The organism is Undibacterium sp. FW305-107, assembly GCF_058788535.1.
Map to the genome: position 1 here is coordinate 454521 of NZ_JBYTAV010000002.1, position 14512 is coordinate 469032.

The 14512-nt window shown below is 48.2% G+C and carries 7 protein-coding genes and 1 other RNA gene; 2 read left to right on the top strand and 6 right to left on the bottom strand.

The features are described 5' to 3' along the window. Positions 1-3: 3 nt before the first annotated feature. The 3 genes from AC3WQT_RS06150 to pepF form a co-directional block, all read right to left on the bottom strand. Positions 4-603 (bottom strand): hemerythrin domain-containing protein, encoded by a 600-nt coding sequence (locus AC3WQT_RS06150; RefSeq protein ID WP_492702907.1) that lies wholly within the window; start codon positions 601-603, stop codon positions 4-6. Between the two features lie 157 nt (positions 604-760). After that, positions 761-2815, bottom strand: coding sequence for a S46 family peptidase (locus AC3WQT_RS06155; protein WP_492702908.1), 2055 nt, complete (start codon positions 2813-2815; stop codon positions 761-763). 132 nt (positions 2816-2947) lie between these two features. Beyond that, the gene (gene pepF / locus AC3WQT_RS06160) at positions 2948-4810 is read right to left on the bottom strand and encodes an oligoendopeptidase F (RefSeq protein WP_492702909.1); all 1863 of its coding nucleotides are present in this window, start codon (positions 4808-4810) and stop codon (positions 2948-2950) included. A 338-nt stretch (positions 4811-5148) separates the two neighbouring features. On the opposite strand from pepF, the gene AC3WQT_RS06165 reads away from it, so the two are divergent. Continuing rightward, on the top strand, positions 5149-7248 hold the full coding sequence (locus AC3WQT_RS06165) for a TonB-dependent receptor (protein WP_492702910.1): 2100 nt from the start codon (positions 5149-5151) through the stop codon (positions 7246-7248). 68 nt (positions 7249-7316) lie between these two features. Here the strand turns inward: AC3WQT_RS06165 and AC3WQT_RS06170 are convergent, their stop codons facing one another. Both AC3WQT_RS06170 and AC3WQT_RS06175 read right to left on the bottom strand, forming a co-directional pair. Then, positions 7317-10886: an ABC transporter permease/M1 family aminopeptidase gene (locus AC3WQT_RS06170; RefSeq protein ID WP_492702911.1), complete on the bottom strand. Its 3570-nt coding sequence runs from the start codon at positions 10884-10886 to the stop codon at positions 7317-7319. Between the two features lie 9 nt (positions 10887-10895). Next, positions 10896-11804 carry an ABC transporter ATP-binding protein gene (locus AC3WQT_RS06175; protein WP_492702912.1) on the bottom strand — a complete coding sequence of 303 codons (909 nt, stop codon included), beginning with the start codon at positions 11802-11804 and terminating at the stop codon, positions 10896-10898. Positions 11805-12034: 230 nt separating this feature from the next. Here AC3WQT_RS06175 and ffs point away from each other — a divergent pair. Further along, positions 12035-12133: signal recognition particle sRNA small type (gene ffs / locus AC3WQT_RS06180), an RNA gene on the top strand. 76 nt (positions 12134-12209) lie between these two features. Here ffs and AC3WQT_RS06185 read toward each other — a convergent pair. Continuing rightward, positions 12210-14483 (bottom strand): ATP-binding protein, encoded by a 2274-nt coding sequence (locus AC3WQT_RS06185; protein WP_492702913.1) that lies wholly within the window; start codon positions 14481-14483, stop codon positions 12210-12212. Between the last annotated feature and the right edge of the window lie 29 nt (positions 14484-14512).

The following is a 14512-nucleotide window of genomic DNA, read 5'->3' on the forward strand; positions in this document are numbered from 1 at the left end:
TACTTAGATAGGGTCTCCAACGCCGATAGGTGCGGGTGCGATGTTGACGATGAGTGAGAACAGTTGCTCGTATTTATAACGATTGCCAGCATCATCCAGCATTTTGCGGTTTTCCAGAAACGCTGCGTCAACTTCTTTCCAATCCTTGTCATTCAGTACTTGCCTGGCCACAGGCATGATGCGTTCTTCTTCTGCCCGCATGTGGGCGAAGTAAAAAAGGGCGTACTGCTCTACCAGATCACGGAACTGCGCAAAAGCAGGTTTTCCACCAAATTCATAATCCAGCAAGGCATGAAATAGTTTGTGCGCCATCAGTTCGCCTTTGCTGTGCTGCTCGCTTAAGGCATCAAGTTCACCGTCAAGTTGATGTGTCCTCTCCTTGATTTTAGCGAACAGGTACAGATCTTCCTTCGGGTGATGAACTTTTTCAGGGTATTCCATGATGTAGTACAGCATGGCCCGGAATACTTTCAAATCAGGCGCATTGCCGCCGCTTTCTATTTGCCGGACGAAATAGCGCATGCCTTGTATGACTGAAGACAAATGTTCATGTTCGTCCTGAATGATGCGCAGCGAAGCAGGGTAGATATTTCTGACTGACATGAAGAGCCTCCTCACTATTCTTTTCCTTACTTTACTTTGGAGCAGGGAGGGAGCTGTTGATCAGGATCAAAAGTGCTGGTCTGTAATGGGATTGTTTATAAAAAAGCCACACTGCTTGGTACTAGCGCGGCTCTCTTGTTTCTTACTGCAGTGAATATTACTTGCCGTTCAATTCCTTCAGCAATTCCTGGGCATGGTAAATCTTGTCCATTGCTTCCAGTATGCCGCCACTGTGTACAGCGACACTACGGTTGCTGCGTTCATCAAACCAGAACGCGCCACCCAGGGAGTGAATGTTGCCATCAAAGACCAGGCCGACAATTTCACCATTCTTGTTGATGAGGGGGCTGCCTGAATTGCCGCCTATGATGTCATTATTGGTCACGAAATTGTAGTGCTGTTGCATATTCAGTTTGCTTTTTGCAGCATGCCAGGACGCAGGCAAGGCAAATGGATAGGCACCTGTTTCATGCTCAAACGCTCCTGCAAAATTGGTAAAGGGCTTGACGGTGTTTTCTCCGGACTGCCAGCCTTTGACTTCGCCATAAGACAGGCGCAGGGTGCTGGTGGCATCAGGATACACGCTGGTGCCCGTCTGGATAAAGCGGGCTTGTGCAATCAATTCTGAATTTTTTTGTACAACTGTCTGCACTTCCTGTTCCATACGCTTGCGTACACTGCGCGATTCAGCATCGACTGCCAGTGCCAGTTTGATGAAGGGGTCATCAGATTGTGCAATGGCTTCCTTGCCGCCATTCCATAAGGTTTTGCGGTATTCAATATCTGCCAGCCGGGTTTTGCTGACCAGTTTTTCTGTCAGCTGTTCTGGCGAGAGTTTGCCTAATACCTGTTTGACGAATGCATGATTGGTACCCAGGTCTTCACGCATTTTGGTCAGGGAATGTGCCAGTTTTATTTTTTCGAATTCAGGGTAAATCGGCGCTGTGGAAAATACCATTTGCTGCACAGTTGGCAGCCGCGTATCGGTAAATTCTGGCAGACGATCTGCATTGTTTTTTATTTTTTCATCTGCCGCCCTGACCAGGTTACGGGCGATGCGGAAATAATCGCTGGAGAACGCAGCACCAGCCTCTGTCATGCTGGAGATTCTATGTAACTGGCGATAGCTTTCCTGCGCTTTCGCAATCGCATCCCAGGCGCCACTGACTTTCGCCTTGAGTTCAGGTTTGGATTCAACAAACTGGCGCAAGGCGGCTTCTTCTGCTTGCTTGCTGGCGATGAATTCCGGGTCCAGCAGGGTCTTTAACCTGCCCACGCCAGCTTTATAGCTATTTTCTGTACTGAACAACAGGTGATCGGCAGTGCGTGCTGCTTCCGGGCTGGTTTTGCGGTACTGTGTGAGTACGCCACGCAACTCTGCCAAATGTTGCAGGTTATCGATAAGACCTATATCTCGCAAGCTGTTCAATTGTGCCATGGTCAATTGACGCTGGGTCGAGCCTGGGTGACCAGTGATGAAAGTCATTTCACCTTCTTGTGGCCCGGTTTTGCTGAAAGGGAAAAAGTTTTTAATATCAGCCGGTTTGCCATTCTCATATACACGCAACATGGTGATGTCGAGATCGTAGCGCGGGAAATTGAAATTGTCAGGGTCTCCACCAAAAAAGGCGATGGCTTTTTCTGGCGCCCATACCAGGCGGGTATCGGTGTAGCGGTGGTATTTATACAGATGGTAGCGGCCACCATGATAAAGATCGACGATATCACAGCGGGTTTTTTCTTTGTCTCCATTCACGCAGGCAGACGTCAGCTTGGCATAGATGGCATTCTGTGCCTGCTTGAAATCTACGCCTTCAAGACCTGCAGTGGCTTTTTTGATGTCGTCTGTCACGTCGCTGATATCCTCCAGGCGATTTAATTCCAGTGCTGGACAGACTTGCTCTTCTTCCCGCTTCTTTGCCAGAAAGCCGTTTTCTACATAATTTTGTTTTGCCGTCGACAATTGCTCTATACAGTTGGAGGCGCAATGATGATTGGTCATGACCAGGCCATCCCTGGAGACGAAAGAACCAGAACAACCCGGCATCTTGACCGAGCTCAACATGGTATTTTTAATCCATTCTGCACTGGGCTTGAAGCCGTATTCTGTCTGCAGCTTGTTGACTGGCAAATTGTCCATGGTCCACATACCTTCTGCCGCGAAGGACAGGGCAGGAATTGCCAAGCTTAGAAATAAGAATTTCTTTTGCATTTTTCTTCCGTTACTTTGAAAATAAATTGCCTCTCGCCAGAGTTGGCGAGAGGCAGGGTTTTTTCATATTCAGAAACTTATCCAGCTTTTGATTCAGCTTCTGTCTGACTTACTTGATGCTTGCTTGATGTATTAACGTTTTGCCTGTATCGCTTCAATCTGATCCATGATCTTATTCATGCGCACGAATACTGCCTGATAAGGGGCAGGTGAGGCCAGATCAACACCTGCGCCCTTGACCAGTTCATAAGGGTAGGCAGAACCACCAGCTTTCAGGATATTCAGGTATTTATCCCTGGCACCTGTTTGGCCCTTCAAAATCTCATCTGCAAACATGGATCCGGCAGCGATGGAAGTGGCGTACTGGAATACATAGAAGCGATTGTAGAAATGGGGAATATACGCCCATTCTACGGCATAAGTATCATCTATCTTCATGACACCTTCTTTGTCACCATGATAGCTTTTCAGAATGTCGCCATAGATTTTCGACAGTGCTTCACCAGTCAGGGATTCACCTTTATCCACCTTGGCATGTACTTCACGCTCAAAGTCGGCAAACATGGCCTGGCGGAAGAATGTACCACGCAGGTTTTCCAGTGCAGAACCCAGATATAGCAGGCGCTCGTCATCGCTCTTGGCAATCTTCAGCATGTGGTCCAGCAAGAAGACTTCATTGGTGGTTGAAGCAATTTCTGCCGTGAAAGTGGGGTAGTCTGCGCTGATAAATGGCTGATGCTTATTGGCCAGGTAGGAATGCATGGCATGGCCCCATTCATGCCCCAGAGTTGAAACAGATTCATAATCATCGTTGTAATTCAACAGCAGATAGGGGTGCACGTCATAGGCTGCGCCATTCATGTAAGCACCCGAGCGTTTGCGTGGACGAGGATAGACGTCCATCCAGCGCTCAGTCGTGGCTTTGGTCATGGCCTTGGCATAGTCATCACCGAGTGGTTTGACTGATTCCAGCACCAGTTTGACGCCGTCTTTAATAGGATATTTGAAATCGCCAGATACCAGTGGTGGATAGATATCGAAATAGCGCAAATCTTTTACACCTAGCAGTTTGGCACGTAATTTGAAGTAGCGGTGCAGGGTAGGGAGATTGGCACGGGTTTGCGTCACCAGCATGTCGTAAACTTCACGTGGCAACTTGTTATTGTCCAGTGCCTGCGTCAAGGAATCTGGATAATTGCGTATCTTGGCATACGCCGAATCGCGCTTCAACTGTTCGTAAAAAGTAACGCCATAGCTGCGTTCAAATTCTTTCCACTTGCCCCAGAATGTATCAAATACCAGCTGGCGGTCAGCACGGTTGGGGGCCGCGCGGTATTTGGTATAGGCAGACTGGTCTATGCGTACTTCTTCACCCGTCGATAATTTGACCTTGGGCCAGGGCATATCAGCATTTGACAAGGTGGAATACACTGCGCTGGCAGTATTGGTTGCCATGCCAAATGTAGCAACAATTTCTTCACCTTTTTTATCCAGAGTATGCTTGCCGGAGCGCAAGATATCATCCAGTTGATGCTCATAGATTTTCAAACCTTTTTCTTTGGTCTGGAAAGCCTGTATTTTTTTTGCACCTATACTCAAAATTTCTGGCCTGAGGAAGGACGTTGCTTCTTCCACTTTACTGCCCAAAATGTCCGAGCGCTGGCCCAGGTCTGCACCGGCATTGTCACCAGTATCCTGATCGCGGAACTGGAATGCATAGCTGGACAAACGGGCATAGCGCTTCCACAAGTCAGCATTCAAATCCAGGCAAGTCTTGAAGCGCGCAATATTGTCACCCAGATGGCCGCTGCAGGTTTGAAACTGTTTTAACTGAACCTCCAGTGTCATTGCGTCTTTATCCCAATCAGCCTTGGTCTGATACATGTCATTTAAATTCCAGCGGTCTGCTTCCGTCTCACTGGGGTGAGCGGCAAAGGCAAAGCTTGGCAGAGTCAATGCAACAGCGAACAAGTTGCGAACAAGATGTTTATGCATGGTTAGTGGTCCAGTTTGGATTGATGAATGTGTCACAAATGCAGGGGCGTGTGACTTATTGTTTATTTAATATGCATTGGCGCCCATTAATACAGAGACGCATATTTTCTGCGTAGTGATATTACCCCTTGCACTTGAGGCCATATTTTGGTCTGAAAGTTCACAATTGAAAAGCAAATCTGGAAATATATTTACCATTTTTCATGCGATAGAGATCGCTTGATCGATGTCAATGCAAATAATATTGATTCGCATTTATGATGGGAAATCAAAAATTAGCCAGCCAATAGCCTTGTCTATCAGCCAGCCAGTAGATTAACTGATATGCAAGGAAGTTCATGAAAGCCCGCCTGACCCCTATAGCTGCTTTGCTCAGCAGTGTAATTTTGCCCGTCTTTGCCCAGTCGCAGACACCTGAATCCGCCTTACCAGAAGTGCAGATCACCAGTAGCACCGAGAAAACTTATCGCGCCAAGTCGACAATAACAGCCACCAAAACTGATACCTTGTTGCTGGACACGCCTCAGGCCGTGACTGTTATCAGTAAAGACCTGATCCGCGACCAAAGCATGCAAAGCCTTGGTGATGTCGTCCGCTATGTGCCTGGTATCGTTGCAGCGCAGGGGGAGGGGAATCGCGATACGGCGGTGTTCCGCGGTAATAGTTCCACTGGCGATTTTTATGTGGATGGCATCCGTGACGACGTGCAGTATTACCGGGATTTTTACAATATCGATAGTGTTGAAGCCTTGAAGGGCTCAAATGCAATGATTTTTGGTCGTGGTGGTTCTGGTGGCATCATTAACCGCGTCACCAAGCAGCCTGAATGGCGTGATGTGCGTGAGGCCGGTATCACTTTGGGATCATGGAACCATCGTCGCATGACGGCTGACGTGGGCCAGGGTATTACCGATAATACAGCCGTGCGCATCAATGCTGTCGTTGAAGATTCTGGCAGTTATCGCCAGGGCTTCAAGCTTAAGCGATCGGGTGTGAATCCATCTCTCTCAGTGCGTCTTGGCAGTGATACTTTGCTTGCTGTCGCCTATGAACATTTCAAGGATGAAAGAACGGCTGACCGTGGTGTACCATCCTATCAGGGACGTCCTTTGGATACAGATGCAGGCACTTTTTTTGGTAATCCCGACATCAATACGACCTGGGCCAGGGTCGACGCCCTGTCTGCGCTTATTGACCATGATTTTGGTCAGGGATGGAATCTGCGTAACCGCACACGCTACGCTGAATACGACAAGTTTTATCAAAACATCGTGCCAGGCACTTTGAATACTGCAGGCACGACGGTTGCTCTGTCTGGTTATAACAATGCAACCCGGCGCAAGAACTTCTTTAATCAGACTGATTTGATCTTTGGTTTGAACACGGGCGGTATAAGCCACAAGTTTGTGGCCGGTCTGGAGTTGGGTCGTCAGGAAACCGATAACTTGCGCAACACTGCTTATTTCCTTGCCCTCGGCCCTAATATTACGTCCATCAATGTGCCATTATCCAGCCCAATGGCAAATACGCCAGTGACTTTCAGGCCATCTATGACGGATGCCAGTAACAGCGGTACAGTCACCAGCAAGTCAGTTTATCTGCAAGACCAGATGATATTGTCGCCGCAATGGCAATTGATGGCTGGTTTGCGTCGCGACAGCTTCGACGTGGATTTCACCAACAAGCGTACGGCAGAAAATCTGAAAACCGCAGATACACCTGTTTCTCCACGTCTTGGTCTGGTATTCAAACCGGTCAAGGAAGTAGCGGTTTATGCCAGTTACAGCCTGGCCTTTGTACCGCGAGCCGGAGATCAATTGTCCTCTTTGAGCCTGAGCAATAAAAACCTGGATCCAGAAAAATTCAGGAATCTGGAACTGGGTCTCAAATGGGATATTAATCCTGACCTGACGGCCAGTGCAGCCATTTATCAACTTGATCGTAGCAATGTTGCCATTGCAGATCCGGCAGATAACAGCAAGACTGTCCTGGTGGATGGTCAGCGCAGCAAAGGCTTGGAGGTGGGATTCAATGGGAAAATCAACCGCAATTGGAGCATCATGGGCGGTTACGCCTATCAGGATGCAAAGATTACCAAGACTCAGTCGGCCACTGTATTGGCAGGTGCGACATTGGCACAGGTGCCACAGCACAGTGCATCCTTATGGAATCGCTACGACTTCAATCCCGCTTGGGGAGCAGGTCTGGGGATTGTGTATCGCAGTGCGATCTTTGCGGCGACGGATAATGCAGTGACTGTGCCGGGCTTTAGTCGCCTGGATGGCGCTGTATATTATGGGCCGAATAAAACGATGAATGTGCAGGTGAATGTAGAGAACTTGCTGGATAGAAAATACTATGTTTTTGCCAATAGCAACAGCAATATCACACCCGGTTCACCTCGTGCCTTGCGTGTCAGCCTGCACGCAAGTTTCTGATTGCAGCGTATGTTGAAATGGCAAAGGCGAACTCTTGAGGTTCGCCTTTGTTCGTGCTTATGGGGGATTTACTTGTTCGTTATTTCAATCTTGACCAAATTATCATCTGGCTTACGATCAACATACTTGATGTCCGGGTCTATGCCAGCTTTAGCAGGCAAGCCTTTGACAATGAGTTTGAACTCCATTTCTTTTTGCTTGATGAGCTGGCGTTGACGCAGCAAGGGTTTGCCATCTTTGTCGTCTATGCCTATATCCATCCAGTCTTTCAGAGGGACTTCTTTTTCTACACCCAGTTCATCTGCCTTGAGCTTATTGCTGGTGACTTTGAGTGATACTTCGTACTGACCGTCTGGCAAGGGTTTGGCAGTTGCTGAAATGGCGCGGTTTTCATACAGGGTGATGGAGTCAAACAGATCATCAATCACATATTGCTGCTCAACTGGCGTGACTTCGCGCAGGGCCCTGGTCAGGGCTGTGCTGCTAGGGTAAGGTGCACCCTTGTTGGCATGGCGGGCAATGACTTCGCGCAGAGCTTGATTGACTTTGTCTTCACCTATCTGGTCTTGCAGCAAGTACATGGCCAGGCTGCCTTTGGCATAGTGGATGTAGTCTTGATTTTCATTTTGCGCCAGCGGCAATTCTTTTTTCCTTTCCTGGCTGCGGCCTTGCAGATACCTGTCGAGTTCAAACTGCAGGAAACGGCGCATGGTTGCATCACCATAGGTATGCTTCATGACCATCAGGGCAGAGTACTGCGCCAGGGTTTCTACCAGCACTGTGCCACCCTTGCTATTGCCCGAGATGACCTGATGTGCCCACCATTGATGGGCGACTTCATGCGCTGTTACATAGAATGGATAATCAACTTCTTTGGGATTGTTGTCATCGACGCGGGCAATGAAACCTATGCTTTCTGAAAACGGTATGGTGTTAGGGAAAGCCTGGGCAAAACTGGCATAACGTGGAAATTCGATGATACGAACCAGTTTGTGCTGATACGGGCCAAAGTTTTTGGTGTAGTAATCCAGAGACTTTTGTACGCCTTTTACCATGCGGTCTACATTGTATTCATGCCCTTTGTGATAATCGATTTCTATGGGGATGTTTTGCCATTGCGCCTGCTTCACTTCATAACGACCAGACAGGAAGGCATAAAAGTTCAAGATAGGCAGCTCGGGCACGTAGTGAAAATAATTACGGCCATGTTCTTGCCACTGGCGCTTTAAGGTGCCAGGCGCAACAGCCATCTGGTCTGCCGAGGTGGACACTATTGCATCAAAATTAATCCAGTCGGCATCATTGGCAATATAGCTGTTTTCCAATGCCTTGGGATCATCCCTTTCTGCCATTCTCTCTTTTTCAGGTAATCCATGTTCACGCCTGGTTTTATCCTCGCGGAGTTCCAGTGCTGGCTGATAGCCTATATGCGGCATCAACATGCTGTTAAAGAAGCTGCCGTTATAGTAAAGAGGGCTGCCCTGGCTCATGCCCAGAAAGTTTTTGGGTGCGATTCTGAGTTCAAAATTGAGATTCAATTTTTCACCCGCTGCCAGCGGCTTTTCCAGCTTGTAGCTATGAAACCCCAGTTTGTTATCGACTATATTTTTTTCATTGGCAAAATCGAATTCCATCTTGACGATGTCTACATCTTCTTTTTGCGTAATAAAAATCTCTTGGATAGCCTGCTTGCTGCGATTGACCAGTTGATAGCTTCCTTTGATATTCGCGCTCCGCGTTTCAGGGTAGATATCTACATTCAATTTGACATCGCTGATGCGTGGTTGTGCCTGGATGGCATATTGTTTATAAAGTTTTTCATAGTGGGCATTGTCGGCTTGCTCTGCAAACTGGTTTTGGTAGGGATTGAGGATATTTGTAAAATAAAAGATGGCAGCGCCAGTCAACACGAAAATGCTGGTGCCCCCCAGCAGCAAAATCGAATTACCGCCTGTGAAAGCCTGTTTTGCCAAGCGTAAACGCAGGCGGAAATCGGTAGTCGTGCCGCGTACCCACATCATCAAAGACAGGCTCACCAGTACCAAAGCTGCACCAGTCCAGTAACTCAGATACCAGCGTGATGTTGCCAGCATGTGGCCATAGCCATTCATATCTGAGTAAATGATATGTGGTGTCACTGCATAGCGGAACATGGGATGTTCAATACCCATTGCTGGCAAGGCTATCGTGGCAGCGTAATACAGCACGATCATGAAATAAGCCAGGTACTTGTGATTGACGATAACTTGCAAGGAAATCGCGAGGACTGCCAACAAGGCATATTCCGGCCACTGCATTAAAAACAGCTGCTGTACATATTGGGCTATCTCATAATTGGTATAGCCTTTGATAGTCTGCAGCAGGATGCCGCATAACATCAGCACGAAAAGCATGATGCCCTGCAAGGCGATCAGTGCGATCAGTTTTGCAGTGAATGGCAGGTAATTGGGGACGGGCAGAGCATCGAGTAATTGCGCAATGCGGGCATCTCTTTCACGCCACACCAGTTCACCTGCGTAAAAAGTGGTGATGGCGAGCATGAATATGCTAAAGCTGCCGCTGAGAATCTCCAGTACCGCATAAGTCACGGGGTAAGTGGGTGTGCCAAACATTTTGGTGATGGAGCTGGAAATCGCAAACATGAACAAAACACCCGCCAGCAGCATGACGATGAAATACACGTTTTTTACTGATTCCCGCAAATTCAACATGCTTTCGGCGTACAGCAACTTCAAGCCCCTGTTACCGGTGAAATTGGGCGTCACTTTTTGCAGTTGTACTGCGACTGGGGTAGCCACTACCTTTTCTTTCTTTTGCCTGCCTGTCGTGTTGATGGTAGCGAATTTAAAGCGCCAGTAGCACAGCGCCAGACTGGCAAGACCAAGACTCAGCCATATCAGACGGTTGATAAGGAAAACACCATCCAGCGCAATCTGGCGGGTATTTTTGTCAGCTATGCTCCAGTATTCAGTCATCATGCTGACTGCAGAAGAACCAAAGGGATCAAGCAGGGCAGCCATGGTCTTGTTATCCAGATCAGCCCGCAATGAACGGGCGACCAGATAGCCAATAATCAAAAGTACACTGGCCACATACACTGGCATCATGCGGCGGGTGAGTGCGCCAAGAGTAAAGAAAATGCCACCAAAAATAATGAAGTTTGGCAAAATCGCATACAGATAGGGCATGAGATATGACAAAGGCTGTACTACGCCCAACCTGACGGCTTCTATGCCCGGCAAATAGCAACCCAGCCATGCACCCAGACCGAGACCGGAAAAGATGATGATGGAAGTCAACAGGGCGCCTGAAAACCGGCCTGCAAGATATTGGAATTTGCTGATGGGGGCACTGTAGAAAAAATGCCAGGTGTGGTGTTCAATATCCTGGTGTGTCGCTTGCCCCATTAATGCAGCGACTGTACTGATGCCCAGATAGCCAAGAAAGGTGATGCTTTGAAAAACTGCCATTGGTGCATTGATATAAACCTTGCCACCGAAACCGATGGACGCACCAGTGAATAAACCACCTGCTGCTGCCATCCATAGCAGGGCCAGGGAAAAGAAAACCAGAAAATAGACATAGCTGGACAGGCTGCGTGCCTTTTGACGCAGCTCAAACATAAGTATCGCTAACATGACGACTCCTCAGGCTGCGCGTTGAACTGGCAAGGTAGCAGAGCTGGACAGCAAGCCAGCCATCGCAGAAAAATACACATCTTCCAGATTACCCTGGGTGGCCTCAAAGCTGCTATCTGGCTGTGTATGTGCATACACGTGGATGAGGGTACGGCCCGAGGTCAGGCGGCTGGAGATGAGTTGATACTTTTGCTGGCAAGCTGCCAGTTCAGTCTTCTCTATAAAGCGTTTCCAGATTTTCCCCTGTATCTGCGCGATCAAAGAAAGTGGTTGTCCGGTCAGTATGACCTGGCCTTTGTTGATGACAGCCATGTTGTTGCACAGGTCAGCCACATCTTCCACGATATGGGTGGAGAGGATGACGATTTTTTCTGAGCCTATATCTGCCAGTAAATTATGGAAGCGTACCCGTTCTTCCGGGTCCAGGCCAGCTGTTGGTTCATCGACGATGATCAGTTTCGGGTCACCAAGCAGCGCTTGGGCAATACCAAAACGCTGGCGCATGCCGCCAGAAAAGCCACCCAGATGCTTGCTTTTGACGTTGTAGAGATTGGTTTGATGCAGCAAAGCCTCCACCACTTCTTTGCGCTGCTTGCGATTGTCCAAACCCTTCAGGGCTGCAAAGTGATCCAGCAAGTCATAAGCGCTGACCTTGGGATAAAGCCCAAAATCTTGTGGCAGATAACCAAGCAAACGGCGTATCTGATCTTTTTGTTCATGGATATTGATATTGTCCAGCAGAGCAGTGCCTGAGTCAGCATCCTGTAATGTCGCCAGCGTGCGCATCAGGGTTGATTTGCCTGCACCATTCGGCCCCAGTAAACCAAACATACCGGCGGGTATGGTCAGGTTGATATCATTGAGTGCCTGTACGCCGTTACTATATTGTTTTGATAGTTGTTGTATGCGAAGTTCCATGCTTTTATCCTTGTTGTGATTGAACTGCTCCTTGCGCGGTTGGCGCGGGCAGACATATCTTATGTAAATGGAATGCGCAAATGGAAAGATGCGATGAAACCAGCTTGGGCAAGGACGGAAAGGAGAAATTGTGGATTGAACGGGTTTTCCTGGAGTGAGCCAGGTCCCTTGTCAGGCTTATTATGGCCAAAGTGCTGCAAGTTTGTGTCTGATGCGATATAATGCGCCTTGGCGGGCCCCTGCGCATTGCGGCGTGGCCAATCTGGTCAGGTCGGGAACGAAGCAGCCACAGTCACTTACCGCAAGTGCCGCAGACCAGGCTCGCCAACTTCCTGTTTTAAAATTCCCCTCAATCTACCCCTCGTCATGAATTTTGCATTCGTGGATTAGCGCTTCTACTTGCTTCTACGCAGCAAATCTGTCAGTTTGTTTAACTGGTGCAATCAGTGGAAGTAACAAGCTGAGCGTTGTTCCCTGACCTGGCTCACTATAGAGTTCAATTTTACCGCCCAGTACATCAGTGACCAGGTTGTAGACGATATGCATACCCAGGCCTGATCCACCTTTCCCCAGTTTTGTCGTAAAGAAGGGATCAAATACGCGTGCCAGATGTTCGGACGAAATACCGCTTCCGTCATCGCTGAAGATAATTTCTACCTGATTCATTCCACAAAGCCTGGTCTTCAGATACATATTTCCTTGCTCTTTGTGCTCAAAGGCGTGCGTCAGCGAATTATTGACGGAGTTTGTGAGAATTTGCGCCAATGCCCCCGGGTAGCTTTCCATCATGACCTCAGGTGCCAGTTCAATATGCAGGTGATGTTTGCTCCTGCTATACATGGGTTCCAGGGTGACCAGAATTTCATTCAGGGTGGCACACAGGTTAAAGCGACGTCTCTGATTGCCGGATTGATCCACTGCTACCTGTTTAAAACTGACAATAAGCTGAGCTGCTCTATCCAGGTTACGAACCAGTATATTGGCGCCTTTGATGGTCTCCTGTGTCAATTGTGCCAGGATGGAACGACGAGGTTGGCTGCTTGATAATTCATTCTCCATGCTACTCGCATGATCATGTATGGTGGAGGCAACGGTAACGCTATTACCTATGGGGGTATTGAGTTCATGGGCAATGCCCGCGACCAGTGAGCCCAGGGCTGCCATTTTTTCAGAACGTATCAACTCGTCCTGCATGGCGGTCAAACTGTCGAGCGCTATGCTCAGTTCTTCATTGGTTTTTTCCAGACTGCAGGTGCGTTGCCCTACACGTTCTTCCAGTTCGGAATTCAATTGGCGCATTTCGTTTTCGATACCGCGGATACGGCTGATATCGATAGGCGTAAAAATGACCATTCTGTCGCCATCTGACTCCAGCAAACGTGAAGACAATAAGCAAGTCGCTATGCTGCCATCCTTGTAGCGGAACCTCATTTCAAATTGGTCGACAAAGCCCTGCTCGTTAAGTAGTTTCAGGTAAACAGAGCGTAATGCAATATCCTCCCATAGCTGTAATTCCTGCGGAGTCTTTCCCAGAATTTCATCAGTGGCAAAGCCAGTCTGCCTGGCAAGACTATCGTTAATTTCTACAAATTGATCATTGCTCAATGTGATTAATGCCAGCGGCACCGGAGAATACTTGAATAAATTAACAAATTTGCTTTCGCTGATGCGAAGTGACATTTCCGATGTTCTGAGTGAGTTTTCAGAGCGATGCAGGCGGCGTATATGCAGCCATAGTAAAAATGTCAGCGTACTCAGCAAAAGTATCGTGGCGCCTGAAAACACTATGCGGTCGCGTGTGCGGTCGCGCCATGCGGCGAGAATTGAATCATTGTCACGCGCAAATACAGAAACAATGGGAAAACCAGCGATCTTGCGATAAGTGTATAGCCGTTCTATCTGATTTTTTTCATCGAGAAACCGGCTATCCCTGAAGCTGCCTTCAACGGCTTGCTTGAGCAAATCTTTGATAATTGGTGATTGCCGTATCTCTTTGCCCACATATTCTTTATCAAAGGGAAAGCGCACGATGACAGTACCATCCTCAGTGAATAAAGAGACCATCGCCTTGCTATCTTTGGCAACCCTGGCATACACAGAACTGAAATAAGAAACGCTGATGTCGGTACTGATAATACCCAGATGTTTGCCATTGTCTGCAAACAGATTACGTGCGATGGGTACGACGAGTTCAGTATCGTAAAAACGCTGAAAGGGATGGCCAATCACGGCATGCCTGATCTCGGGATGTTTCAGCAATAGCGGAATATAAGTTCTTTCATCTGCATCGACCTGATAGGCTGGATAATCTATGGTGCTGACAAAGGCTTTGCCCGATGGATTGACATATTGCAGTGCTTTTAATACCTTGTTGAAGGGTTGTGCCTTGGTGATCAGTTCGCGGATGATATCGTCATTGAGTTCACGTTCCCGGCTGATAGACTGTATGGCCTGAATGACGGTGCTAAGGTTACCGTCTGCCTCGCGCAGGGTCTGGGTAGCATGCTCTTCCAACAGGCGGACAGCTACCAGGCCATTTTCATATTCAGATTTAAAAGTGACGCTACGGTCTTGCGAGACTGCCCACCAGGTTTGCAAAATAATGGCAGCAATTGTCAGACCTGCAAGTAGCAGGAAAATGACACCAGCAACTTTGGGTCGTTCAACCGATGTTGCCATGCCTGTCCCTTGCGTAAATATTTGTTGTT